The sequence below is a fragment of the Streptomyces sp. SID8352 genome, assembly GCF_009862265.1.
Taxonomy (GTDB): Bacteria; Actinomycetota; Actinomycetes; order Streptomycetales; family Streptomycetaceae; genus Streptomyces.
The window spans coordinates 49,217-73,393 of sequence record NZ_WWGX01000100.1 but is presented as its reverse complement, the minus strand read 5'-3'; the positions used below and the strand labels follow the sequence as shown (position 1 = coordinate 73,393).

At 75.6% G+C, this 24,177-nt stretch carries 18 protein-coding genes; 12 read left to right on the top strand and 6 right to left on the bottom strand.

Features of this window, described 5'->3' with window-relative positions; translation table 11 throughout:
- Positions 1 to 19: 19 nt before the first annotated feature.
- Complete coding sequence (locus tag GTY84_RS29740) at positions 20 to 538, bottom strand: hypothetical protein (protein WP_161229502.1); 519 nt, start codon at positions 536 to 538, stop codon at positions 20 to 22.
- 337 nt (positions 539 to 875) lie between these two features.
- Positions 876 to 1,604, bottom strand: coding sequence for an SLATT domain-containing protein (locus GTY84_RS29735; protein WP_161229501.1), 729 nt, complete (start codon positions 1,602 to 1,604; stop codon positions 876 to 878).
- Between the two features lie 278 nt (positions 1,605 to 1,882).
- Between GTY84_RS29735 and GTY84_RS29730 the strand changes: the two genes are divergently transcribed.
- The 7 genes from GTY84_RS29730 (at position 1,883) to GTY84_RS34330 (ending at position 9,259) form a co-directional block, all read left to right on the top strand.
- Positions 1,883 to 2,221, top strand: coding sequence for a YbaB/EbfC family nucleoid-associated protein (locus tag GTY84_RS29730; protein WP_161229500.1), 339 nt, complete (start codon positions 1,883 to 1,885; stop codon positions 2,219 to 2,221).
- A gap of 111 nt (positions 2,222 to 2,332) precedes the next feature.
- Positions 2,333 to 2,932 (top strand): recombination mediator RecR, encoded by a 600-nt coding sequence (recR, locus tag GTY84_RS29725; protein ID WP_161229499.1) that lies wholly within the window; start codon positions 2,333 to 2,335, stop codon positions 2,930 to 2,932.
- Positions 2,925 to 3,584, top strand: a complete 660-nt coding sequence (locus GTY84_RS29720; protein WP_161229498.1) for a DUF5063 domain-containing protein — start codon at positions 2,925 to 2,927, stop codon at positions 3,582 to 3,584. Before recR ends, GTY84_RS29720 begins: the two co-directional genes overlap by 8 nt.
- Positions 3,585 to 3,847: 263 nt before the next feature.
- Positions 3,848 to 5,125, top strand: a complete 1,278-nt coding sequence (locus tag GTY84_RS29715) for an aspartate kinase (RefSeq protein ID WP_161229497.1) — start codon at positions 3,848 to 3,850, stop codon at positions 5,123 to 5,125.
- Entirely contained in the window at positions 5,125 to 6,201 is a 1,077-nt protein-coding gene (locus GTY84_RS29710) for an aspartate-semialdehyde dehydrogenase (protein WP_161229496.1), read from the top strand. The genes GTY84_RS29715 and GTY84_RS29710 overlap by 1 nt, the downstream gene beginning before the upstream one ends.
- 557 nt (positions 6,202 to 6,758) lie before the next feature.
- Positions 6,759 to 7,334, top strand: a complete 576-nt coding sequence (locus GTY84_RS29705; RefSeq protein ID WP_161229543.1) for a SigE family RNA polymerase sigma factor — start codon at positions 6,759 to 6,761, stop codon at positions 7,332 to 7,334.
- A 194-nt stretch (positions 7,335 to 7,528) separates the two neighbouring features.
- Positions 7,529 to 9,259 carry a hypothetical protein gene (locus tag GTY84_RS34330; RefSeq protein WP_237532782.1) on the top strand — a complete coding sequence of 577 codons (1,731 nt, stop codon included), beginning with the start codon at positions 7,529 to 7,531 and terminating at the stop codon, positions 9,257 to 9,259.
- Between the two features lie 195 nt (positions 9,260 to 9,454).
- Here the strand turns inward: GTY84_RS34330 and GTY84_RS29695 are convergent, their stop codons facing one another.
- Positions 9,455 to 10,336, bottom strand: a complete 882-nt coding sequence (locus GTY84_RS29695; protein WP_161229495.1) for an SURF1 family protein — start codon at positions 10,334 to 10,336, stop codon at positions 9,455 to 9,457.
- A gap of 213 nt (positions 10,337 to 10,549) precedes the next feature.
- On the opposite strand from GTY84_RS29695, the gene GTY84_RS29690 reads away from it, so the two are divergent.
- Positions 10,550 to 12,346 (top strand): prolyl oligopeptidase family serine peptidase, encoded by a 1,797-nt coding sequence (locus tag GTY84_RS29690; RefSeq protein ID WP_161229494.1) that lies wholly within the window; start codon positions 10,550 to 10,552, stop codon positions 12,344 to 12,346.
- Between the two features lie 175 nt (positions 12,347 to 12,521).
- Here the strand turns inward: GTY84_RS29690 and GTY84_RS29685 are convergent, their stop codons facing one another.
- Positions 12,522 to 14,471: an NAD-binding protein gene (locus GTY84_RS29685; protein ID WP_161229493.1), complete on the bottom strand. Its 1,950-nt coding sequence runs from the start codon at positions 14,469 to 14,471 to the stop codon at positions 12,522 to 12,524.
- 192 nt (positions 14,472 to 14,663) lie between these two features.
- Between GTY84_RS29685 and GTY84_RS29680 the strand changes: the two genes are divergently transcribed.
- Together GTY84_RS29680 and GTY84_RS29675 are read left to right on the top strand one after the other, a co-directional pair.
- Positions 14,664 to 15,173 (top strand): NfeD family protein, encoded by a 510-nt coding sequence (locus tag GTY84_RS29680; RefSeq protein WP_161229492.1) that lies wholly within the window; start codon positions 14,664 to 14,666, stop codon positions 15,171 to 15,173.
- A gap of 331 nt (positions 15,174 to 15,504) precedes the next feature.
- Positions 15,505 to 17,052, top strand: a complete 1,548-nt coding sequence (locus tag GTY84_RS29675; protein WP_161229491.1) for a flotillin family protein — start codon at positions 15,505 to 15,507, stop codon at positions 17,050 to 17,052.
- Between the two features lie 33 nt (positions 17,053 to 17,085).
- Here the strand turns inward: GTY84_RS29675 and GTY84_RS29670 are convergent, their stop codons facing one another.
- Together GTY84_RS29670 and argG are read right to left on the bottom strand one after the other, a co-directional pair.
- The gene (locus GTY84_RS29670; RefSeq protein WP_161229541.1) at positions 17,086 to 18,105 is read right to left on the bottom strand and encodes a helix-turn-helix domain-containing protein; all 1,020 of its coding nucleotides are present in this window, start codon (positions 18,103 to 18,105) and stop codon (positions 17,086 to 17,088) included.
- 615 nt (positions 18,106 to 18,720) lie between these two features.
- Positions 18,721 to 20,166 (bottom strand): argininosuccinate synthase, encoded by a 1,446-nt coding sequence (gene argG, locus GTY84_RS29665; protein WP_161229490.1) that lies wholly within the window; start codon positions 20,164 to 20,166, stop codon positions 18,721 to 18,723.
- A 604-nt stretch (positions 20,167 to 20,770) separates the two neighbouring features.
- On the opposite strand from argG, the gene GTY84_RS29660 reads away from it, so the two are divergent.
- Both GTY84_RS29660 and GTY84_RS29655 read left to right on the top strand, forming a co-directional pair.
- Positions 20,771 to 21,055 (top strand): heavy metal-associated domain-containing protein, encoded by a 285-nt coding sequence (locus GTY84_RS29660; protein ID WP_161229489.1) that lies wholly within the window; start codon positions 20,771 to 20,773, stop codon positions 21,053 to 21,055.
- Between the two features lie 94 nt (positions 21,056 to 21,149).
- Positions 21,150 to 23,501, top strand: a complete 2,352-nt coding sequence (locus tag GTY84_RS29655; RefSeq protein WP_161229488.1) for a heavy metal translocating P-type ATPase — start codon at positions 21,150 to 21,152, stop codon at positions 23,499 to 23,501.
- The last annotated feature ends 676 nt before the right edge of the window (positions 23,502 to 24,177 follow it).

The following is a 24,177-nucleotide window of genomic DNA, read 5'->3' as shown; positions in this document are numbered from 1 at the left end:
GCGGGGCGGGCGCACCGCCTCAGCCGGCCGGGGGCTCGGGGCAGGTGCGGTCGAACCAGTCGATGAACTCCCGGACGGTGCCGATCCGCGCCACCCGGGCGTGCAGGGCCTTCTGGTCGTGCCCGGCCAGGAACCAGCCGGTGGGGACCGGCTCGCCGCAGCCGCAGTAGCAGGCGCGGACGCCGTGCGGGGAGTCGAAGTAGGTGACCGGGTTGCGGACCGCGCCGACGGGCGGCGCGCCGCCGACGTAGGCGTCGTGGACGGGGTGGCCCGCCGCCAGCCGACGGCCCTCGATGGCCTTGCGCCCCCCGGCCACGGCGACCAGACGGTCGATCTCGACGGCCATGCGGACCAGGCCCTCGGCCGAGAACAGGGCGTACTGCTCGCGCTCGGCGCGCTCGCCCAGGACCCAGCAGCCGCGGTTGGCGCGGAACAGCGCCTCCTCGCCCATGTTCTCGTCCCAGCCGACGTGGTCGCGGCCGAGCTGGTCCTCCTGCGGGTCGACGTAGCGCATCCGCCCGAGCGTGATGTGGATCATGTCCTGCCCCCGAATCCGTCGTGCCGCGCACCCGTGCGCCCGCGGAGACTCCCGCGCCGCCGCACCGTGCGTCCGGGGCACCTTGCCCCGTCGGCACGGGAAGCATGGCAGGTGCCGGGCGATACTGTCTAGCTCTAGGGGGCAAGGGTATTGGGCGTTCGGGTCGAGGAGGGACGGCCGCCCCCGGAGTCGCCCCCGAGCCGACCTGCGGGCCCCGCGCCGCGTGGGCGGGGCCGCGGACCGGGACTGCGCTCACCGGGGCGGTGCCCCCGGGCCGGGGCGGCGCTCACCCCAGACCGGGGCGGCGCCCCGGAGGCGGTCCCGTCGGCGCCCCCGGTCAGCGCGGTTCCGGAGGGCGCTGGCGCGGCATGTTGGGGCGGGGGCCGCTCCCCGGGAGGGAGAAGCGGCCCGCGGTCCCGGCGCCGCCGGGCTCCTGGCGGGCGGCGGCCACCGGCGGTGCCTGGAGCGCGAGCGGGGCCGGGCCGGAGCGCAGGCCCGCCATCCAGTCCGCCGTCTCCACCCGCACCAGCTCCGCCACGTCCTCCGAGAAGCGCCGCAGCACCAGCAGGCACCGGTCCGCGGCCTCGCTCGCCGTGCCGTCCGCGGGCCCCAGCACCTCCCGCACGCTCTCCGAGGCCCAGTCGAACTGGAGCGACCGCAGCCGCCGCTGCACCGCCTGCGCCGTCGCCACGTCCCGCATCCACCCGGCGGTGACCCCGAAGTACCGGTCCCCGGCCATGCACGCCGCCCCCAGCAGCAGCGCCAGATACCCCCAGGGCGCCGTCCCGCCCGCGATCCCCGTCATGTCCAGCAGCGGCAGCGCGGCCCCGCCGACCGTCCCCGCCGCCGCCCCGCAGCGCAGCAGCCGCGCCCCCCGCCGCTTGCCCGTGCGGTCCGCCAGATACCAGGCCGCCGTCTCCAGCGCGCCCCGCTCCACCCACCGGTACAGCTCGTCCAGCCGCTCGGCGGGCATCGACCAGTCCCCGAGCGGAAGGGCCCGCCCGGCCAGGTCACCGCCCGGCCCGTCCTGCGGCGGCCCCTCGGGCTGCTTCTCCGGCTGACCCACCCGGCCACTCCCTACTGATCGCCGTCCGTGAAGACCCCGCGACGCTCCTGTGGCACCCGGGGACGACGCGCCGCACCCTTCCTACCGCCCAACGGGTGGCGGAAACGCGGTCGTGAACGGCTTTCCGCCCGCGAGGGCGCCGTGATCAGGTATAGGGCGCGGGACGGACTCACTCGAAAGAGTGCTGGGGCGAGGGCCGCCCGGAGCACGTAGGCTCGTGCCGAACGGCAAAACCCGCCGCGCTACGGCGGTGGGGACAGCGGCGATGGGAGCTGAACGTGATCCCCGGTGGTGGCCAGCCCAACATGCAGCAGTTGCTCCAGCAGGCCCAGAAGATGCAGCAGGACCTCTCCCGGGCCCAGGAGGAGCTGGCGAGGACCGAGGTCGACGGGCAGGCGGGCGGCGGCCTGGTGAAGGCCACCGTCACCGGCTCGGGCGAGCTGCGCGGCCTCGTGATCGCCCCGGAGGCGGTGGACCCGGAGGACACCGAGACCCTCGCGGACCTCGTCGTGGCCGCCGTCCAGGCCGCCGGCGAGAACGCCCGCGCCCTCCAGCAGCAGAAGCTGGGCCCGCTGGCCCAGGGCCTCGGCGGCGGTATCCCCGGCCTCCCCTTCTGACCCGGCCGCTCCGCCCGCCCCGGGCGGACGGCACTCCCGCCCCACCCCTCCCGGTACGGGGCGAAGCCCTCTACCGTACGTAGTGCGAGAACCGGAAAGGACGGCAGTCCGTTGTACGAAGGCGTGGTCCAGGACCTCATCGACGAGCTGGGGCGGCTGCCCGGCGTCGGTCCCAAGAGCGCGCAGCGGATCGCCTTCCACATCCTCCAGGCGGAGCCGGCCGACGTGCGGCGCCTCGCCCACGCCCTGACGGAGGTCAAGGCCAGGGTCCGTTTCTGCGCCACCTGCGGCAACGTCGCGCAGGAGGAGCGGTGCGGCATCTGCCGCGACCCGCGCCGGGACGCGTCGGTCATCTGCGTCGTGGAGGAGCCCAAGGACGTCGTCGCCATCGAGCGCACCCGTGAGTTCCGCGGCCGGTACCACGTGCTCGGCGGCGCGATCAGCCCCATCGACGGTGTCGGCCCGGACGACCTGCGCATCCGGGAACTCCTCGCCCGCCTCGCCGACGGCGCGGTCACCGAGCTGATCCTGGCCACGGACCCGAACCTGGAGGGCGAGGCCACGGCCACCTACCTCGCCCGCATGATCAAGCCCATGGGCCTCAAGGTCACCCGCCTGGCCAGCGGCCTCCCAGTGGGTGGCGACCTGGAGTACGCGGACGAGGTGACCCTCGGCCGTGCCTTCGAGGGGAGACGACTCCTAGATGTCTGACGCCACGCTGCACGCGACCCACCAGAACCCCGACGACTTCGCCGTCCAGATCGCGGACCAGGTCGAGAGCTTCCTGGTCGCCGTCACGGAGGTCGCCAAGGGCGACGAACCGGACTCGGCGGTGCCCTTCCTCCTCCTGGAGGTCTCCCAGCTCCTGCTGGCCGGCGGCCGGCTCGGTGCCCACGAGGACATCGTCCCCGAGGAGCGCTACGAGCCCGACCTGGGCCCGGAGCAGGACGTGGACGCGCTCCGCGAGAACCTGGCGCGCATCCTCGAACCGGTCGACGTCTACTCCGAGGTCTTCGACCCCTACGAGCCGCGCCGTGCCCCCGTGCCCGCCCGCATCTCCCACGATCTCACCGAGGTCATGACCGACCTGCGCCACGGCATGGCCCACTACCGGGCGGGCCGCACCACGGAGGCCCTGTGGTGGTGGCAGTTCTCCTACTTCTCCAACTGGGGCTCCATCGCCTCGGCGGCCCTGCGCGCCCTCCAGTCCGTCGTCGCCCACGTCCGGCTCAACCAGCCGCTGGAGGAGCTGGACGGCCTCGACACCGACCAGGACCCGGCCGACGAGCTGCTGGAGTCGGAGGCGGGCCGGGTCATGGTCGAGGAGATCGCCGGACCGCTGGGACTGCGGCCTGTCGTCTGAGCCCCGCCCGGCCGTCCGTTCGGCCGTCCGGCAGGACGCCGCGACCGGGTGAGCCCTGCGCCGACCGGGCCGGAATTCGCTTGTGAACGTGTGACACACGGCACTTTTCCGAGTGGGCCGGTGGCTCCTGGGCATGAGCCACCCCGGGCACCCTGGTCTCACCATGCGATACCGCAGGGGGGAACGGTGGACGCTCGGTAAAATGAGCCGACCGCGGTACGGGTACGTACGTGCGGAAAGAGACGGATGAGCGAGGAGCGCACGTGGGCCTTGTCGTGCAGAAGTACGGAGGCTCCTCCGTAGCCGATGCCGAGGGCATCAAGCGCGTCGCCAAGCGGATCGTGGAAGCGAAGAAGAGCGGCAACCAGGTGGTCGCCGTCGTTTCCGCGATGGGCGACACGACGGACGAGCTGATCGATCTCGCGGAGCAGGTCTCCCCGATCCCTGCCGGGCGCGAGCTCGACATGCTGCTGACCGCCGGAGAGCGGATCTCCATGGCCCTGCTGGCCATGGCCATCAAGAACCTGGGCCACGAGGCGCAGTCGTTCACCGGCAGCCAGGCGGGGGTCATCACCGACTCCGTCCACAACAAGGCCCGCATCATCGATGTGACGCCGGGCCGCATCCGAACCTCGGTGGACGAGGGGAACGTCGCCATCGTGGCCGGCTTCCAGGGCGTCAGCCAGGACAGCAAGGACATCACCACGCTGGGCCGGGGCGGCTCCGACACCACGGCCGTCGCCCTCGCCGCCGCGCTCGACGCGGACGTCTGCGAGATCTACACCGACGTCGACGGCGTCTTCACCGCCGACCCGCGCGTGGTGAAGAAGGCGAAGAAGATCGACTGGATCTCCTTCGAGGACATGCTGGAGCTCGCCGCCTCCGGCTCCAAGGTGCTCCTCCACCGCTGCGTGGAGTACGCCCGCCGGTACGACATCCCGATCCACGTGCGCTCCAGCTTCAGCGGGCTGCCGGGCACCTGGGTCAGCAGCGAGCCGATCAAGCGAGGGGACAAGCAGGTGGAGCAGGCCATCATCTCCGGTGTCGCGCACGACACCTCCGAGGCCAAGGTCACTGTCGTCGGCGTGCCGGACAAGCCGGGCGAGGCCGCCGTCATCTTCCGCACCATCGCGGACGCCCAGGTCAACATCGACATGGTGGTGCAGAACGTGTCCGCCGCCTCCACGGGGCTGACGGACATCTCCTTCACCCTGCCGAAGGCCGAGGGTCCCAAGGCCATCGAGGCGCTGGAGAGGAACCGTTCCAGCATCGGCTTCGACTCGCTGCGCTACGACGACCAGATCGGCAAGATCTCCCTGGTCGGCGCGGGAATGAAGACCAACCCCGGGGTCACCGCCGACTTCTTCACCTCGCTGGCCGACGCGGGCGTGAACATCGAGCTGATCTCGACCTCCGAGATCCGCATCTCGGTCGTCACCCGCAAGGACTCGGTCCTCGACGCCGTGCGCGCCGTGCACACCGCCTTCGGTCTCGACGCCGAGAGCGACGAGGCCGTCGTCTACGGGGGCACCGGACGCTGATGGCCGCCACCGCGCGGACCGGGCGCGCCGGGCGGCCGACCCTGGCCGTCGTCGGCGCGACCGGTGCCGTCGGCACGGTCATGCTCCAGATCCTGTCCCAGCACGCGGACATCTGGGGCGACATCCGCCTGATCGCCTCCCCGCGCTCGGCCGGCCGCAAGCTGGCCGTGCGCGGGGAGGAGACCGAGGTGGTCGCGCTCACCGAGGAGGCCTTCGACGGGGTCGACGTCGCCATGTTCGACGTCCCCGACGAGGTGGCCGCCCGCTGGGCGCCGGTCGCCGCCGCCCGGGGCGTGGTGGTGGTCGACAACTCGGGCGCCTTCCGGATGGACCCGGAGGTGCCCCTCGTGGTGCCCGAGGTCAACGCGCACGCGGCGCGCATCCGGCCGCGCGGCATCCTCTCCACCCCCAACTGCACGACCCTCTCCGTCATCGTCGTGCTGGGCGCGCTGCACGCCGAGTACGGGCTGCGCGAGCTGGTGGTCTCCGCGTTCCAGGCGGTGAGCGGGGCGGGCCGGGACGGCGTGGACACCCTGCGCCGCCAGCTCTCCCTGGTGGCCGGCACGGAGCTGGGCACCCGCCCCGGCGACCTGCGGCGGGCGGTCGGCGACGACACCGGGCCGTTCCCGGAGCCGGTGGTGCTGAACGTGGTGCCGTGGGCCGGGACCGCGCGCGAGGACGGCTGGTCCTCGGAGGAGATGAAGGTCCGCGACGAGTCCCGCAAGATCCTCGGGCTGCCGAGGCTGCCCGTCGCCGTCACCTGTGTGCGGGTCCCGGTGGTGACCGCGCACTCCGCGACCGTGCACGCCCGCTTCGAGGGCGAGGTGACGGTCGACAAGGCCCGGGAGATCCTGGCCACCGCGCCCGGCGTGGTCCTCTTCGACGATCCGGCCGCGGGGGAGTTCCCCACCCCCGCCGACGTGGTCGGCACCGACCCGACCTGGGTGGGCCGGGTGCGCCGGGCCCTGGACGACCCGACCGCGCTGGAGTTCTTCGTCTGCGGGGACAACCTGCGCAAGGGCGCCGCGCTGAACACCGCGCAGATCGCGGAACTGGTCGCCGCCGAGTTCCCCTGACCGGGCCGCGCGCCCCCGGCCGGCCGGGCCGGTCACCCGTCCTCGGCCGGCCGGCCACCCGTCCGTGGGGGGAAGCGCCCGGTCGTTCCGGTGTTCGTTTGTAAGATCCGTGAACGAGTCGTGATCCGGACGTCATCCCGCAGCACTTGTCGCCGGTACCGGTGGCATCGGAGGATTTTCCTTCCCGCCCCGCAACCGTGCGAAGGACGGCGGGCGTCTTTGCCGTCACCCCTTCGGGGCGCCGGGCGCGGGCCGGCGCGGGGAGGCCGGGCGCGCGTGGGGACACGCGCCCATGAACACAGGGGAAGAACGGGACGTATGAGTGCTCTTGGCGCACTGCCGGACGGACGGCTGCCCGGCGGCCGGCGGGGGAACGTGGCGCCCGGCACGTACAACGGGGCGCCCGGCACGTACAACCCTCACGGGGGCGCGTGTGTCCAACTGGCGTGGCAGAGGTACTCGACTTCACCGCGACGACGCGCGCGAGCGCGCTGCGGGCACCCGTACGGCAGCTCCGGCCCGCTCGTCCCCGTCCGTCCGGCGCGCCGGCCGGTGGCATGCCGGTGATCGCGCCGATGCCCGCGACCCGCCCGGCCGGCCTGCCCAACCAGCGTGACGGCGCCGAGGACAGGGTGGCGGCGGGCACCACCGTCGACCACCTCACCGAGACCTACCGCGCCCACTACCGGTCGCTGCTCGGCCTGGCCGCGCTGCTCCTCGACGACACCGCCTCCTGCGAGGACGTCGTCCAGGAGGCGTTCATACGTGTCCACTCGGCGCGCAAACGGGTCCGCGACCCCGAGAAGACCCTGGCCTACCTGCGCCAGACCGTCGTCAACCTCTCCCGCTCGGCGCTGCGCCGCCGCATCCTCGGTCTCAAGCTGCTCTCCAAGCCGATGCCGGACATGGCGAGCGCGGAGGAGGGGGCGTACGACCAGCTGGAGCGCGACTCGCTGATCAAGGCCATGAAGGGCCTCCAGCGGCGGCAGCGCGAGGTGCTGGTCCTGCGGTACTTCGCCGACATGACCGAGTCCCAGGTCGCCGACACCCTCGGCATATCCATCGGCTCGGTCAAGGCGTACGGCTCCCGGGGCATAGCGGCCCTGCGGGTGGCCATGGAGGCGCCGGTATGAGCGCCGAGGACGTACGGCCGCGGTCCGGCGGGGAGGACCCGCGGGGGGCGGACGGCCCGGCCCGGGAGGGGCGTGGGGACCACGGGGGCCGTGGCGGGGACGGGGACGGCGGTGCCCGCGAGGGGCACGGACCGGCCGGGGCCGCCGCGGCACACGGGCGAGAGCCGAAGCACACGCACGCAGGGAACGGAACTGTGAACGACGGCCCCGACGAACAGGGCCCCGGGCCCCGCCGGGACACCCCCGACGGGAACACCGCCGCGACGTCCGGCCGGGGCCCCGGTGGCGCGGCGGGCGCGGGCCCGGCCGCCGGGGCCGCGGCCCCGGCAGCCCCCGCCGGAGCCGGGGGCGGCCCCCGCCGCGACCGGAGCGGCCCCGACGGCGCCCGCCCGGAGGCGGACGGCGGCGCGGACGCCGCGCACGGAGCGGGCGCGGGCCCCGCCCCGGACGAGGACACGGGCAAGGACGCCGACGAGGGCACCGACGGCGCGCGGACGGGTGCCGGGAGCGGTACGGGCGGCGCGGGATGGGACACCGCCGTGGTGTCCGACGGCCCCGGTGCCGACGGCTCCCGCGCTGACGGCTTTCGCGCCGACGGGGGCGCTGCCCCGGCGGGTGTTGCCGGGGGTGGTGCGGTTCACGGCCGGGCCGGTGCGGCAGGGCCGGAGGCCGGGAGCGGTACGGGCGGCGCGGGGCGGGGCCCCGGCGCGATGTCCGACGGCCCCGGTACCGACGGCTCCCGCATTGACGGCTTTCGCGCCGACGAACCCGGCACCGCTCCCGGCACCGGCACCGGCAATGGCGCCGGGACCGGCTCGGGCGCGGGTCGACCGCGGGGCGTCCCGCCGCGCGCCGTCGGCGGGGCGGAGCCCGGCCGGGAGGCCCCCGGTCCCCTCGCGGCCGACGAACTGGTGCTGCGCAGGATGCTGCGCTCGGCGGTCGAGGACATCGAGCCCGCCGACGGCACCCTGGAGCAGTTGCGCCGCGCGGTGCCCGCCCGGCGGGCCCGCAGGCGCCAGGCGCTGGTCGGCGCGGCCGCCGTCGCCCTCTTCCTGGGCACCGCCGTGCCCGCCCTGGTGCACGTCACGCACTCCGTCGGCGCCGACGCCGACCCCTCCGTCGCGGGCAGCGCCTCGCGCGCCAAGGACGGCACCGGCCGGGGCACGTCCCCGGCGGGCGGCCAGGGCGGCATCGCCGGATCGGCCGGCGCCACCGAGCCCGGCCGGGAGCCGAGCGAGTCGGCCACGGCCCCGCCGAAGGCCGCGGAGCCCGGCGCCACGGCCGGGGAGACCACCGGCGCCGAGCCCTCCGCCGGCACCACGGCCCCCGTCCCCGCCTGCTCGGGCGCGGACTTCGGCCCGGTCGTCGCGAGCAGCGCCGAACCGGACTCCACGGGCGCGGTCTACGGCTCGTTCAGGGTCACCAACGTCGCCGCCCCGGCCTGTGTGGTCGGCGGCCCCGGCAGCGTCGCGTCCGTGCCGCTGGGCGTCGCCGAGGCGGCCCGGGTCGGCACGGCGCGGCACGCGGCCGGGGACGCGGCGGCGGGGCTGCCCGATCCCTCGCTGGAGGCGGCCTCCGCGACGCTGGAGCGCGGGGAGTCGTACGAGGTGCGGTTCGCCTGGGTGCCCTCGGAGACCTGCCCCACCCCCGGCGGCACCACGGGCGGTTCCACGGGGGCCCCCACCGGCGGCCCCACCCCGGAGCCGTCGCCCAGCGAGGACACCACCACCGGGGGCGAGGGCCCCGCCACCGGGGCGCCCGCCGAGGAGGGCGTGACGCCCCAGCTGTTCACCGAGGAGGGCCCGGCCGAGGCCGGTGTGACGGTGGCCTACGTCCCGGAGGGCGGCGGTGAGTCGGCGGCGGTCACCGTCGACAACGCCTGCGCGGGCACCGTGTACTGGACGGGGATGCTCCCGGCGGGCTGACCGCGGCCCGGGACGGAGCGGGGCGGGCGACGGCCCCGCCCCGGCGGCCGGGACCACGGGGGTCACGAGGGAGCCGGGGGGTGCACCGCGGCGAGCGGGGCAGGGCGCGGCGGGCCGGGCACGGGACGTGGTCCCTCCCCGGAGCGGGCGCCGGGCGGCACCCTCCGGGCAGGCGCCCGGGACATCCGCCCCGGGTCAGGCCCTGGACGCGGTGGCGGGCCGGGCACCGCCGTCGGCCGGTGCGGCCCCTCCGCTCCCGTCGCCCCCGTCGGCCGTGTCCCCGTCGCCGGTGTCCCCGGTCCCGGGGTCCCCGCCGTCCGGCGGGAGCAGGCCCAGCTCCGCGTCCCGGGTCAGCTCGACCTCGCGGCGCAGCAGCCGGAACCACATGAAGACGACGAAGCCCACGAAGGCGAACCACTCGGCGGTGTAGCCGAGGTTCTGGAACGCCTTCAGGTCCAGCCCGCTGTTCTGCGGGGCCATGACCGGCACGGCCCGCATCCCCGCGTCGCCCTCGTTGAGGGTGACCCAGGCGTCGTGGACGTCGTACGGGACGAGGTTGACCAGGGAGGCAGCGCTGATGGCGCCGGTCTGCCCGGCGGGCCGGCCGGAGCGCGGGCTCACCCCGTTGTCGCCGGGTGTCTCGGGGGCCTGGAGGGCGCCGGTGACGGTGACCTCGCCCGGGGGCGGCGCGGGGGCCTTCGCCGGGTCGGGGTCGCCGGGCAGCCAGCCCCGCACCACGGGCAGGGCCGCGCCGTCGCCGGTGCGCAGCAGCGTCAGCACGTAGTAGCCGTGCCGGTCGTCCAGCGTCCGGTCCGGCACGAGCAGTTGCTCGGCGTACCGCCCGCGCGCGGTGGTCTGCTTGCCGACCGTGGCCTTGTCCACGGGCAGCAGCTCCGCCAGCGGCCGGGCGGCCTCGTCGCGGTCGGTGACGGCCCGCGCGGTGGCGTTCTCGTGGCTCTGCACCCGGTCCTCGAACCGGCCGAGCTGCCAGGAGCCCATGAAGACGCAGAACGGGATGGCGAGGACGACGAAGACGTTGATCCCCCACCAGCGGGGCGTCAGCAGGAACCGGTACACGCCCCCACGGTACGGTGCCGCCGCCGCGCCCCGGCGGCCGGGCCGCGCATGGACCGCCCCTCCGTCCACAGGCTGGGGACGGACGCGGGGCACGCGGGGCGCGGCACCGGAACGGACGGGGGGACGCGGGACGCGGCACCGGAAGGGCGGGCCCCGGCCGGGTGTCCGGCGGCGGGCGGACGGCACCCGCCCGTCATCGGGTTGGATGGGGGCATGACTGACGCTGAGGCCATGCCCGACTGGGAGAAGCGGTTCCGGGCACCGCGCGTCTCCCTGCCCGACTGGGCGGAGGACGCCCCCGGCCGCTCGCTGTTCGTGTCGAACGCGACCGGGACCTACGAGCTGTACGCCTGGGACCGGGCGACCGGTGACCGGCGCCAGGTCACCGACCGCCCCAACGGGACGACGGACGGCGAGCTCTCCCCGGACGGGGAGTGGATCTGGTGGTTCGACGACACCGACGGCGACGAGTTCGGGGTCTGGCGCCGCCAGCCCTTCACCGGCGGCGAGGACCGGACGGCGGTCCCCGGGCTGGCCCCCTCCTACCCGGCCGGGCTGGCCCTCGGACGGGACGGGCGCACCGCGGTGATCGGCCGCTCCACGGACGAGGAGGGCTCGACGGTCCACCTCGCGCGGGAGGGCGCGGACCCGGTCGAGATCTACCGGCACCGCGAGTCCGCGGGCGTCGGCGACCTCTCGTACGACGGCACCCTGATCGCCGTCGAGCACACCGAGCACGGCGACTCCATGCACTTCGCGCTGCGCGTGCTGCGCCCCGACGGGTCGGTCGCGGCGGAGCTGGACGACACCCGGGGCGGCACCGAGGAACTGGGCCTGGAGGTGCTCGGCTTCGCCCCCGCCGACGGCGACACCCGGCTGCTCATCGGCCATCAGCGCCGGGGCCGCTGGGAGCCCATGGTGTGGGACGTGGCGACGGGCGAGCAGACCGACCTCGCCCTGGAACTGCCCGGCGACGTGAGCGCCGAGTGGTACCCGGACGGCCGCGGCCTGCTGATCGTGCACGGCTACGAGGCCCGCAGCGAGCTGTTCCGCTACGACCTGGCCGAGCGCGAGCTGGTGGAGATCCCCACCCCGCCCGGCACGGTCTCCGGCGCCACCGCCCGCCCCGACGGCACCGTGGAGTACCTGTGGTCGTCGGCGGCCGAGCCGTCGGCGGTGCGCTCCACCACCGGCCGGGTGGTGCTGGACCCGCCCGGCCCGCGGTCGCCCGGCTCGGTGCCGGTGGAGGACGTGTGGGTGGAGGGCCCGGGCGGCCGGGTCCACGCCCTGGTGCAGCGCCCGGCGGGCGCGAGCGGTCCGCTGCCGACCGTCTTCGACATCCACGGCGGCCCGACCTGGCACGACAGCGACGCCTTCGCGGCGGGCCCGGCCGCCTGGGTGGACCACGGCTACGCGGTGGTCCGGGTCAACTACCGGGGCTCCACCGGCTACGGCCGGGCCTGGACCGACGCGCTCAAGCACCGGGTGGGCCTGATCGAGCTGGAGGACATCGCGGCGGTGCGGGAGTGGGCCGTCTCCTCCGGTCTCGCCGACCCGGCCCGGCTGGTCCTCACCGGCGGCTCCTGGGGCGGCTACCTGACCCTCCTCGGCCTGGGCACCCGGCCCGGCGCGTGGACGCTGGGCATCGCGGCGGTCCCGGTCGCCGACTACGTCACGGCGTACGAGGACGAGATGGAGGGGCTGAAGGCCCTCGACCGCACGCTGCTCGGCGGCACCCCCGAGGAGGTGCCCGAGCGCTTCGCGGCCTCCTCGCCCCTGACCTACGTCGACGACGTCCGGGCCCCGGTGTACATCTCGGCGGGCGTCAACGACCCGCGCTGCCCGATCCGCCAGATCGACAACTACGTACGGCGACTGGAGGAGCGGGGCGCCGTCCACGAGGTCTACCGCTACGACGCGGGACACGGGTCCCTGGTGGTCGACGAGCGGATCAAGCAGCTCCGCCTGGAGCTGGACTTCGCGGCCCGCCACCTGCCACCGGCCGCGTAGCGCCGCCCGGTAGCGCCGCCCCGTAGCGCCGTCGCGCGGTGCCGTCGGCGGAGCGGGGCGGCACCGCTTCGGGCCGGGTTCCCGTCTCGTCGGGCCGGGTCCGGCTCCGGTGGGCCGGGTTCCGCCCCGCCGGGCCGGGCGGATCGGGCCCCGGCCGGGCCCCGTCCCCGGCCGGTCAGGCCGGGGCGCGGCGGGAGCGGCGTCCCAGCAGTTCCGCCAGGCCCTGGCGGGTGGCGGCCAGCACCACCCGGTCCCGGCCCCGCAGGACGTAGGTGTCCGGCAGGTCCCACACCAGCCCGGCCGGACGCCCGTCCCCGGCGCCCGAGCCGCCGGCCCCCGGCCCCCGCCCGTCGGTCACCTCCAGCGCCAGCACCCGCCAGGCGCCCGGCCGGAAGGACTCCGCCACCGTCCGCCCCTCCAGTTGCGGATGCCCGGCCACCTCCACCGCCGCGAACAGCAGCACCCGCCGCTCGACCGGGATCGCCCCGAGGATCTGGCGCCCGGCCATCGCCCCGGCGAAGGCGGGCGCCGCCAGATGGGACACGCTGCGGCTCCGGGTGAGGGCGCCCGGGTGCGCGGCCCGCAGGGTGCGGTAGACGGCGCCGGCGAAGTCGTCGTCGTACAGCCGCAGCACCACCCGCAGGTCGGACCGGACGGACCGGGCGTACAGGACCGCCTCCAGGTTGGTGGTGTCGGCGCTGGTGAGGGCGAGCAGGGCGTGCGCGCGGTGGATCTTGGCGGCCTCCAGGACGCCCTCCTGGGTGACGTCGCCGAGCACCACCGGCACCCGCAGCCGCCGGGCGGTCGCCATGCCGCGTGCCTCGGGGTCGCCCTCGACGCACACCACCGGGATGTCCAGCTCGCGCAGCCGGGTCAGCACCCGGGTGCCGATCTTGCCGAGGCCCAGCAGGACCACGTGCCCGCCGAGCCCGCGCGGCGGCTTGCGCAGTGCGGAGGCGCTGCGGAAGGTGCCGAGCGCCTCCAGCACGGCCGCCAGCAGCACCGGCAGGAGCAGCAGGCCGAGGAAGCCGGAGAGGAGCTGGAGGACCTGCCGCCCGCGCTCGGCGTCGTGCGCGGGGTCGTTGATGGCGAAGAGGTCGAGCAGCGTCACATAGGTGGCGTGCAGCGGATGGTCGCCGGTGACCACCATCAGCGCCACGGCGAGCGCCACCACGCAGGCCCCGAGCCCGGCCAGGGACCAGCGCAGCCGCCGGGAGAACAGCGAGGCGAAGGTCGGCACCCCGGCGCGGGCCGAGGGCTGCGGCGGCCCGGAGTACGCCAGCTGCTCCAGGACGACCGTGGCGCGTCCGGTGGCCGCCGCCACCGCCGCCGCGTCGGGCAGCAGCCGCGGCCCGTCCTCGCCGCTGGCCTCGGAGCCGTCGGCGCCCGCGGGGTCGTTGCTGGTGGCGGAGAGCAGCGCGAGGGTGCACAGCCCGGGGTCGGTCACCTCGCCCGGCCCCGGCGGACGCCGTTCGACGGCGCGCAGCAGCAGCCCGTCCGTCTCGACGACCTTGCTGGTGCCGACGAGCGCGGTCGCCGCCAGCGCGGGCGCGGCGGTGTCGGCGTCGGACAGCACCGTGGTGGACGCCTCCAGCCCGTCCGGGCCGCGGGGGCGCCCGCCCGGGGCGAGGTCGGCGCTCTGGTCGAGGAGGTCCTCGATGTGCCGGCCGAGCCGCCGGTTGTAGAGCCGCAGCACCAGCCGCAGCCGGGGGTTGAGCCGGCGGGCGGTCAGGGCGGCGCGGATGTTGGTCTCGTCGTCCTCGTAGACCAGGGCCAGGGCGGCGGCCCGGCGCACCCCGGCCTCCAGGAGGACCTCCTCGGTCGGGCCGGGGGCCTCCAGTTCCCGGCCGACGACGGGCACCGGCTCGGGCCCGCCGTTCGCGCGGCCGACGGCCGCGCTGACGCGGTCCCGCAGGGCGGCCGAGGCGGCGCGGGCCCGTCCGGCCATCGGGCGGCGCGGCCGGGGCCCCGCGGGCGGGACGACCAGGGTCACCTGCTCCGCGTAGACGCCGCGCAGTTCGGCGGCCAGCCGGTGGGCCAGGCCGTCGTCGCCGCACACCACCAGGTGCGTGTCGGTGCCGTCCGCCGGACCGGGCGGCGGGCTCTGGTTCGGAACGCTCCCCATTGTCCGAAGGACCCCCGCCGGGCCCCCGCGGTTCCCCTCCGGCGGGGGACGGCCCCGGGCCGACGCCCCCCGGGCGCGGGGCGGCGCGCAGCAGGGGGGAACATTGCCGGGTATCGGCAGTGACGGAGCCGGGGCGTCCGTGTGACGATCGGTGTCACAGGGGCCCAGCGGCGGGCGGGAGGGGGACGGCACATGGCCTGGTTTCTCGGACTGGGCATCGCGGGGGTGGTGCTGCTCGCGTTGTCGCTGGTCTTCGGCGGGATCCTGGAGGGCCTGTTCGACGGCATCCTGGACGGGCTCCTGGAGGGCTGGCTGTCGCTGCCGGTGGTCGCCGGATTCACGGCGATGACGGGCTTCGGCGGGGCCATCGCCCTGGGCTCGGGCTGGGCGGGGCCGGTGGGCGCGGCCGGGATCGGCGCGGTCTGCGGCGTGGGCACGGGCTGGCTGGCGTACCGGCTCAGCCGGATGCTGATGCGCGACCAGACGTCCGTGACCCCGACCAAGGACCATCTCCTCGGCACCGCGGGCCGGGTGGTCACGGCCATCCCCGCCGACGGGTACGGCGAGGTGCTGCTGACCCTCGCGGGCCAGCCGCTGAAGTGCGCGGCGCGCAGCGACCGGCCGGTGCCCCGCGGGACCGAGGTGTGGGTCGAGGCGGTCCCGAGTTCCACCTCGGTCGTGGTGCGCCCGGTGGAACGCTGACGCCCCCGCCGAGCGTCCTCGCCCACAGCAGGGCCGTGCCGGCGTCCCGTCGGCTCCGGCCGCCGTGTCCCGGGGCACCGGGGCGGCCGCGGTGCGCTCCGGGGGTCCGGGGCGGTCGCGGCGGCCCGGGTGGTCCGGGCGTCCTCAACTTCGTCCGGGTCCGGCTTCGTCCCCCTTCGTCCTCGTCCTCCGTGACCGCCTCCCATGGCTTTGTCCGGTGGCTTCGTCTTCAATGGGGCCGAAGCGGACCGGCGGCGACCGCTTCGGCGCCGCCGGTCAGCGCAACGTTCCGCAATTCCGTCCTTCTCTGTGATACGGGGGCATGGTCATCATGAGTCCAGTCGTCATCGCGGTCCTGGGAGTCGTCGTACTCCTGGTACTGCTCGCGCTGGTGGTCGTCAGCCGGTACAAGGTCGCCGGTCCGAGCGAGGCGTTCATCGTCACGGGGCGGCGCGGCAAGAAGTCCACCGATCCGGAGACCGGCCGGGTCTTCACCGACAACAGCGGCCAGAAGGTCGTGGTCGGCGGCGGCGTCTTCGTCGTCCCGTTCGTGCAGCAGCGCTTCACCCTGGACCTGTCCTCGCGGCACATCCCGGTCGCGGTGCGCGGCGCGGTGACCCTGCGCGGGGTCAAGGCCAACCTGGACGGTGTCGCCATCGTCAAGGTCGGCGGCACCGAGGACGCCATCCGGGCGGCGGCGCAGCGGTTCCTGATGCAGCAGGACGGCATCGTCGGCTTCACCCAGGAGGTGCTGTCGGGCGCGCTGCGCGCGATCGTCGGCCGGATGTCCGTTGAGGACGTCATCCGGGACCGCGCGGCCTTCGCCGGTCAGGTCGCGGAGGAGGCGGAGGCCAGCCTGTCCGGGCAGGGCCTGGTGCTGGACGCCTTCCAGATCCAGGACATCACCACCGAGGGCTCCTACCTGGAGGACCTGGGCCGTCCCGAGGCGGCGCGCGCCAAGCAGGAGGCCGACATAGCGGAGGCCGTGGCCCGGCGGGCGGCCGAGCAGGCCCGGCTGAAGGCGGAGGAGGAGATCGCGGTCGCGCAGCGCACCCTCTACCTGAAGCAGGCCGAGATCAAGGCGGAGACCGACCAGGCCGCAGCCCGCGCCAACGCCGCCGGTCCGCTCGCCGAGGCCGCCCGTCAGCAGGACATCCTCGCCGAGCAGGAGAAGGTGGCCGAGCGCCAGGCCGCGCTCAAGGACCGTCAGCTCGACACCGAGGTCCGCAAGCCCGCCGACGCCCAGCGGTACGCCGCCGAGCAGGAGGCGGAGGCCCGCCGGGTGGCCCGGGTGAAGCAGGCCGAGGCCGAGCGGTCCGCCGAGATCGCCGCCGCCCAGGCCGAGGCCGAGCGGGCCCGGCTGACCGGTGAGGGCGAGAAGCAGCGCCGCGGCGCACTGGCCGAGGCGGAGGCCATCGAGGGCCTCAAGCAGGGTGAGGCCGAGCGGTCCCGGCGCGCTGCCATCGCGGAGGCCGTGCGGCTGGAGGGCGAGGCGGAGGCCGCGGCGATCGGCGCCACGGGCGCGGCCGAGGCCGAGGCGATGCAGAAGAAGGCGGACGCCTTCGCGCAGTACGGCGACGCGGCCGTGCTGCAGATGCTGGTCGAGGTGCTGCCGCAGGTGGTGGCCAAGGCGGCCGAGCCGCTGGCGGCCGTGGACCGGATGACGGTCATCTCCACGGACGGCGCGAGCCGGATCTCCCGCACGGTGGCCGACAACGTCGCCCAGGGCATGGAGCTGCTGACCTCCACCACCGGCGTCGACCTGGCGTCCCTGCTGAAGAACCTCGCGGCGAAGAACGGCGCCGCCGCGGAGCCCGGCGCGGACGACGGTCCGGACCGCCCGGACTCCGTCAACGGCAAGGTGGAGATCACCGGCTGACCGGCCGCCGTCCTCCCCCGCGGGCCGGCCCGGTCAGATCTCCTGACCGGGCCAGCCCAGCAGCCGCGCCCCGATGACCGCCGTCTGGAGGGTGTAGCGGTGCACCGGGTCGGCCGGGTCGGCGCCGGTGAGCTGGTGGACCCGGTCCAGCCGGTAGGTGAGCGCCCGCACGCTGAGCGAGAGCCGCCGGGCGGCCTCGGCGGCGGTGCAGCCGGCGGCGAAGTACGCCTCCAGGGTCCCCAGCAGCGGTTCGGCCCCGCCGCGCGCGTCGACCAGCGGGCCCAGCACGCTCAGCACCAGATCGGCCATGGCCTGCCGGTCGCGGGTGAGGACGGGGTAGACCAGCAGGTCGGCGGCGCGGACCACGGGTTCGTCGAGTTCCAGGCGGTCGGCCAGCTCCAGGGTGCTCAGCGCCTCCTCGTAGCTGTGCACGACGCCGCCCGCGCCGGGCCGGGGGCGCCCTATGGCCACCCGGCTGCCGTCGGTCGCCGCGTACGCCTGCTTGGCGAAGAACGCGAGGACGTCGTCCTGGTCGCCGGGGGCTATGCAGATGAGCTGCCCGTTCTTGGTGGTGATCAGGATGCGCCGGTCGCCGAAGCGGGCGATGAGGGCGCCCTCCACGAGGCGGGTGACGGGCGCCGTGTCGTCGTACACCTCGGGGCCCCGGGCCACGGCCACGGCGTGGGCGCTGGAGAGCACCAGCCCGAACCGTTCGGCGCGTTCCGCCAGCCGCCCCAGGTCGCTGCGCCCGTACAGCAGGTCGTCGATGAACTCCCGCCGGGCGGCCTCCTCCTGGCGCACGGCGAGCCGCTGGGCGCGCTCGTAGCCCTCCGCGAAGGCGTCGACGGCCTGGGTCACGGCGGCCAGCACGCTGTCGGTGGTGCCCGCGCCGTCCGCCCCGGGGGGCCAGCAGGCGCGGGTGGCGTCCAGATGCTCGCGGACGAGGGTGCGCAGGCTGTGCCCCTCCTCGGCGGCCTGTTCGCCGCGCTGCCGCCGGTCCGCCAGTTCGGTGCGGTGGAGCCGGCGCCCCGTCTCCGCGACCCCGGCGAGCATGGCCGCGTACCCGGTCAGATGGGCCGTCTCCCGCTGCACCGTCGTCCCCCGTTCCGTTCCCCGCCGACGCGCCCCGTGCGAAGTCGGCAACGGGAGGGTAGCCAAGGCTGCCGGAAACCGGCAACGCGGGTGGGGCGGGGGTGCGGGAGGGGGCGTGCGGGAGCGGCGGGGCGGGTGCGTACCGGGCGCGTACCGGGTGGGGCCCGTGCGCGGCGGGGAGCCGTCGGCCGGCGGGGCGGCCGGGGCGGGGCGCGGGGCCGTGCGGGGCGGGTGCCGCCGGGGCGGGGGTCGGCGGGGCGCCGGCCGTGTGCGGCGGGGCGTCCCCCGCCGGTGCGGCGGACGGGGCCGGAGGGCCGGGGGCGCTGCGCGGGCTCTGGGGCGGCCGGGGCCGGGGGCGGGCGCGGGGGCGGACCGGCCGGTGGCGCGGGGCGGACCGGTGGCGCGGGGCGGACCGGTGGGGCGGCCGGGGTCAGGGGCGGATGCGCGAAGGACCGATCCGGTGGGGTGACACCGGACCGGTCCTTCGGACGGTTCCGTGCGGTGCGCGGCCCCTGGGGGCCGTGCCGGGCCCTCGCGGGTCCGTCGCGCGGCGGGATCGTGCGGACCGCCGGGCGGTCAGTCCGTGCCGGACTCCATGGCGGCGCGGTCGAGCAGCTCGTCGTCGCCGGAGACCTGGCCGCGGGAGGCGATGGCCTCCGCGCCGCCCTCCGGCAGGGTGCCGATCAGCCCGGTGGCGGCGGCCTGGGCGGCGCCGATGGCGGGGCCGCCGGAGCCGATCAGACCGAGGCCGACGTACTGCTCCAGCTTGGCGCGGGAGTCGGCGATGTCCAGGTTGCGCATGGTGAGCTGGCCGATCCGGTCCACCGGGCCGAACGCCGAGTCCTCGGTGCGCTCCATGGAGAGCTTGTCCGGGTGGTAGCTGAAGGCCGGGCCCGTGGTGTCGAGGATCGAGTAGTCCTCACCGCGCCGCAGCCGCAGGGTGACCTCGCCGGTGACGGCGGAGCCGACCCAGCGCTGGAGCGACTCGCGGATCATCAGCGCCTGCGGGTCCAGCCAGCGGCCCTCGTACATCAGCCGCCCGAGCCGGCGGCCCTCGCTGTGGTACTGGGCGAGGGTGTCCTCGTTGTGGATGGCGTTGACGAGGCGCTCGTAGGCGGCGTGCAGCAGGGCCATGCCGGGGGCCTCGTAGATGCCGCGGCTCTTGGCCTCGATGATGCGGTTCTCGATCTGGTCGGACATGCCGAGGCCGTGGCGTCCGCCGATGGCGTTGGCCTCCATCACCAGGTCGACGGCGGAGGCGAACTCCTTGCCGTTGACCGTGACGGGGCGGCCCTGGTCGAAGCCGATGGTGACGTCCTCGGCGGCGATCTCCACCGACGGGTCCCAGAAGCGGACGCCCATGATGGGCTCGACCGTCTCCACACCCGTGTCCAGGTGCTCCAGGGTCTTCGCCTCGTGGGTGGCGCCCCAGATGTTGGCGTCGGTGGAGTACGCCTTCTCGGTGCTGTCCCGGTAGGGGAGGTCGTGGGCGAGCAGCCACTCCGACATCTCCTTGCGGCCGCCCAGCTCGGTCACGAAGTCCGCGTCCAGCCAGGGCTTGTAGATCCGCAGGTGGGGGTTGGCGAGCAGACCGTAGCGGTAGAACCGCTCGATGTCGTTGCCCTTGAACGTCGATCCGTCGCCCCAGATCTGCACGTCGTCCTCGAGCATCGCCCGGACCAGCAGGGTGCCGGTGACGGCCCGGCCGAGGGGCGTGGTGTTGAAGTAGGCGCGCCCGCCGGAGCGGATGTGGAACGCCCCGCAGGTGAGCGCGGCGAGCCCCTCCTCGACCAGGGCGGCGCGGCAGTCGACCAGGCGCGCGATCTCGGCGCCGTACGCCTCGGCGCGGCCGGGCACCGAGGCGATGTCGGGCTCGTCGTACTGACCGATGTCAGCGGTGTAGGTGCACGGTACGGCGCCCTTGTCGCGCATCCACGCGACCGCGACGGAGGTGTCGAGGCCGCCGGAGAAGGCGATACCGACGCGCTCACCGGTGGGCAGGGAGGTGAGGACCTTGGACATGGGAAAAGTATGCATCACAACGCATGGTCATGCAACCCCCTGTGCGGGGCCCTTCGCTTCCCGGTGCCCGGGGGTGTGCGGGGCGGGTGGTGGCGTCGCCGCCCCCTCGGTCCGGCGCCGCCTCGTCCCCCTCGGTCTGGCGCCGCCCTCGCCGCCCCCCTCGACCTGGCGTCGCCCTCGTCGCCTTCCTTGCCTTTGCCCTTGCCCTCGCCGTTGTCCGCGGCGGCCGTGCGCGCGGGTGTCCATGTGTTGGCCGGGTGCCCGGAGGGTGGGCGGCCACAGGGTCCGGTCGGCGGCCGGGACCTGGGCCGGGGTGTCGATGCGGAGGCCGTCCTTCTCTGGCATGCGCCGGAGACCCCGGACTTCCGGCGCCCCCGGACCCGGCGCCCCCGGACCCGGCGCGGGCGCCCGGCCGCGTCCCCCGGTGCGGTCGCCGCGGCGGGTTGTCGCCGAACCCATACCCCTGGGGTGTATGTGCGGGGGATCCGCGACGGGTCGTCGAAAAGGAGCGCGAGGGGTTGCGGGTGATACCTAGGGGGGGTATACATGAACTCGTCAGCGATACCCCCCAGGGGTAGTAGCCCGCAACTGTCTGGAGAACCCCATGTCCTGCTGCACCCCCGACGGCTCCTGCTCGACCGGCGCCACCACCGCCACCGCCACGATCAGCACCGGCACCACCACCGTCTACGCCGTCGCGGGCATGACCTGCGGGCACTGCGAGGCCACGCTCACGAAGGAGATCGGCGCGGTGGAGGGAGTGCTGGCGGTCGAGGTCGACCTCGCGGCCGGCCACGTCGCGGTCACGACGGCGGGCGCCCCCGACGACACGCTGCTGACGGACGTCGTCGCCGACGCCGGCTACGAGCTGACCGGCCGCGCGGCCTGAGCACCGCCACCGGCCGGACCCGGCCGCGGGCCCGGCCGCCCCCTCCCTCCCCGCCCCCCTTTCCCGTGCGTCCCGATGATCCGAGGAGACCGTGATGACCACGACCGTTCCCGAAACGACCCAGGTCGAGCTGGCGATCGGGGGGATGACCTGCGCGTCCTGCGCGGCGCGGATCGAGAAGCGGCTGAACCGCCTGGAAGGGGTGTCCGCGTCGGTCAACTACGCCACGGAGAAGGCGCGGGTGATCGTGGAGGACGGGGCGCCGGTCTCGGTGCCGGAGCTGGTCTCGGTGGTGGAGGCCACCGGGTACACCGCCCGCGAGGCGCCCCGTGTCCTGCCCGGCGGATCACCCCCCGCCACGGCCTCCGCCACGGCTCCCGCCTCGGGCGGGCCGTCCGGTGCCGCCGCCGGTGGGGGGACTCCCGGCGCGGCGGGCACGGAGGCGGAGGCGGACGACGGTCTGCGGTCGCTGCGGCAGCGCCTGGTGACGGCGGCGGTGCTGTCGGTGCCGGTGATCCTGCTGGCGATGGTCCCGGCCTGGCAGTTCACGTACTGGCAGTGGGCGTCGCTGGTCCTGGCGGCCCCCGTGGTGACGTACGCGGCGTGGCCCTTCCACCGGGCGGCGTTCCTGAACGCCCGGCACGGGGCGGCGACGATGGACACCCTGATCTCGGTCGGGACCTCGGCCGCGTTCGCCTGGTCGGTCTGGGCCCTGTTCCTCGGCACGGCCGGCACCCCCGGGATGACCCACCCCTTCGAGCTGACCCTCGCCCGCAGCGACGGCAGCGGCAACATCTACCTGGAGGCCGCGGCCGGGGTCACCACCTTCCTGCTCGCCGGCCGCTACTTCGAGACGCGCTCCAAGCGCCGCGCCGGAGCCGCCCTGCGGACCCTGATGGAACTCGGCGCCCGCGAGGTGAACGTGCTCCGCGAGGGCCGCGAGGTCCGCGTCCCGGTCGGTGACCTCGCCCTCGGCGACCGGTTCGTGGTCCGCCCCGGGGAGAAGGTCGCCACCGACGGCACCGTCGTCGAGGGCAGCTCGGCGATCGACGCCTCCATGCTGACCGGCGAGTCGGTGCCCGTCGAGGTCACCGTCGGGGACACCGTGACGGGAGCCACCGTCAACGCGGGCGGACGCCTCGTCGTCGAGGCCACCCGGGTCGGCGCCGACACCCAGCTCGCCCGCATCGCCCGGCTGGTCGAGGACGCGCAGAACGGCAAGGCCGCCGCCCAGCGCCTGGCCGACCGCATCTCCGGAGTCTTCGTCCCCGTCGTGATCGTCCTCGCGCTGGCCACCCTCGGCTTCTGGCTCGGCAACGGCGCGGGCTGGACCGCCGCCTTCACCGCCGCCGTCGCCGTCCTGATCATTGCCTGCCCCTGCGCCCTGGGCCTCGCCACGCCCACCGCGCTGATGGCCGGCACCGGGCGCGGCGCCCAGCTCGGCATCCTCATCAAGGGCCCGGAGGTCCTGGAGACCACCCGCCGCGTCGACACCGTCGTCCTGGACAAGACCGGCACCATCACCACCGGCCGGATGAGCCTCCTCGCCCTGCACACCACCCCGGACACCGACGAGGACGAGGTGCTGCGGCTGGCCGGAGCCCTGGAGCACGCCTCCGAGCACCCCGTCGCCCGTGCCGTCGCCGAGGCCGCGCGGACCCGCCACGGCGACCTCCCCGAGGTCGAGGACTTCGCCAACGTGCCCGGCCTGGGCGTGCAGGGCGTCGTCGACGGCCACGCGGTGCTGGCCGGCCGCGAGCGGCTGCTCGCCGACTGGGCGATCGAGCTGCCCGAGGACCTGGCCCGCGCCAAGGCGGCGGCCGAGACCGCCGGACGCACCGCCGTCACCGTCGCCTGGGACGGACGGGCCCGCGCGGTCCTGGAGATCGCCGACGCCGTCAAGGACACCAGCGCCCAGGCCATTGCCCGGCTGCGGGCCCTCGGCCTCACCCCGATCCTGCTCACCGGGGACAACGCCGCCGTCGCCCGCACCGTGGCCCGCGAGGTCGGCATCGACCCCGAGCACGTCATCGCGGAGGTCATGCCGCAGGACAAGGCCGACGTGGTCAAGAGGCTCCAGGCGGAGGGCCGTTCGGTGGCCATGGCCGGGGACGGTGTCAACGACGCCGCCGCGCTCGCCCAGGCCGACCTCGGCCTCGCGATGGGCACCGGCACCGACGCGGCCATCGAGGCCGCCGACCTGACCCTCGTCGCCGGCGACCTCAACGCCGCCGCCGACGCGATCCGCCTCGCCCGCGCCACCCTCAGCACCATCAAGGCCAACCTCTTCTGGGCCTTCGCCTACAACGTCGCCGCCCTCCCGCTGGCCGCCACCGGCCTCCTCAACCCCATGATCGCCGGAGCCGCGATGGCCCTCTCGTCGGTCTTCGTCATCACCAACAGCCTCCGCCTGCGCAGGTTCACCCCGCTCCCGACCAGGGCCTGACGCCGAGGCGGAACACCACGCGGGGGGAGGCGGGCCGGGTGGGCCGCCTCTCCCCTGCGTGGTGGCGGCGCTTCAAGGTGGCGGGGGCGCCTGCCCCGCGCGGCGTGCGGAGCCCAAGGCGGCGGGGGCGCCCTCCGGGTGGTGGCGGCGCCTCAAGGCGGCGGGCGCCCCTCCGTGTTGTGTGCGGCGCTTCAAGGTGGCGGAGGGTGCCTCTCCGTGTGGCGTGCGGCGCCTCAAGGTGGCGGGGGTGCCCGTCCGTGTGGTGGCGGCGCCCCAAGTCCCCGCGGCGGAGGCGCCGCACGCCAGGCGCCACACCCGGGCCGGACCACCACCCCGGGCCTCCTCGTGCTCACCGGGGACGACATCGGCGTCCTTGCCCCGGCGGAGCCGGTGAGGGGCGGGCAGGCCCTCCACGGAGGCGAGGGCGGGCGGGGCCCTCCCTGGAGTCGCCACAGTCTCGGCACTGGGCCCCGAACCCGGTCGCCGGGGCCGGGGGCTTCCGGGCCGACGGTTCCCGGGCCGACCGGGCCGGCACCCTCACGCACCGTGCCCGGAGCGCGCCGTCGGCCCACGCCCCGGCCGCCCTCCGCGACCAGCCCGGACAGCACCCGTACGCCGCCGGTCCGGGACGCGGCAGCCTGAGCCGACGCCACCGGAATCACCTATCCCGTCGGCG

Bases quoted from the DNA above. Each gene is read 5' to 3' on its own strand.
- GTY84_RS29740 (WP_161229502.1), bottom strand. From the start codon at position 538: ATGATCCACATCACGCTCGGGCGGATGCGCTACGTCGACCCGCAGGAG.
- GTY84_RS29720 (WP_161229498.1), top strand. From the start codon at position 2,925: ATGTCTGACGCCACGCTGCACGCGACCCACCAGAACCCCGACGACTTC.
- GTY84_RS29710 (WP_161229496.1), top strand. From the start codon at position 5,125: ATGGCCGCCACCGCGCGGACCGGGCGCGCCGGGCGGCCGACCCTGGCC.
- GTY84_RS29705 (WP_161229543.1), top strand. From the start codon at position 6,759: ATGCCGGTGATCGCGCCGATGCCCGCGACCCGCCCGGCCGGCCTGCCC.
- GTY84_RS29690 (WP_161229494.1), top strand. From the start codon at position 10,550: ATGACTGACGCTGAGGCCATGCCCGACTGGGAGAAGCGGTTCCGGGCA.
- GTY84_RS29685 (WP_161229493.1), bottom strand. From the start codon at position 14,471: ATGGGGAGCGTTCCGAACCAGAGCCCGCCGCCCGGTCCGGCGGACGGC.
- GTY84_RS29680 (WP_161229492.1), top strand. From the start codon at position 14,664: ATGGCCTGGTTTCTCGGACTGGGCATCGCGGGGGTGGTGCTGCTCGCG.
- GTY84_RS29675 (WP_161229491.1), top strand. From the start codon at position 15,505: ATGAGTCCAGTCGTCATCGCGGTCCTGGGAGTCGTCGTACTCCTGGTA.
- GTY84_RS29670 (WP_161229541.1), bottom strand. From the start codon at position 18,105: ATGCTCGCCGGGGTCGCGGAGACGGGGCGCCGGCTCCACCGCACCGAA.
- argG (WP_161229490.1), bottom strand. From the start codon at position 20,166: ATGTCCAAGGTCCTCACCTCCCTGCCCACCGGTGAGCGCGTCGGTATC.
- GTY84_RS29660 (WP_161229489.1), top strand. From the start codon at position 20,771: ATGTCCTGCTGCACCCCCGACGGCTCCTGCTCGACCGGCGCCACCACC.
- GTY84_RS29655 (WP_161229488.1), top strand. From the start codon at position 21,150: ATGACCACGACCGTTCCCGAAACGACCCAGGTCGAGCTGGCGATCGGG.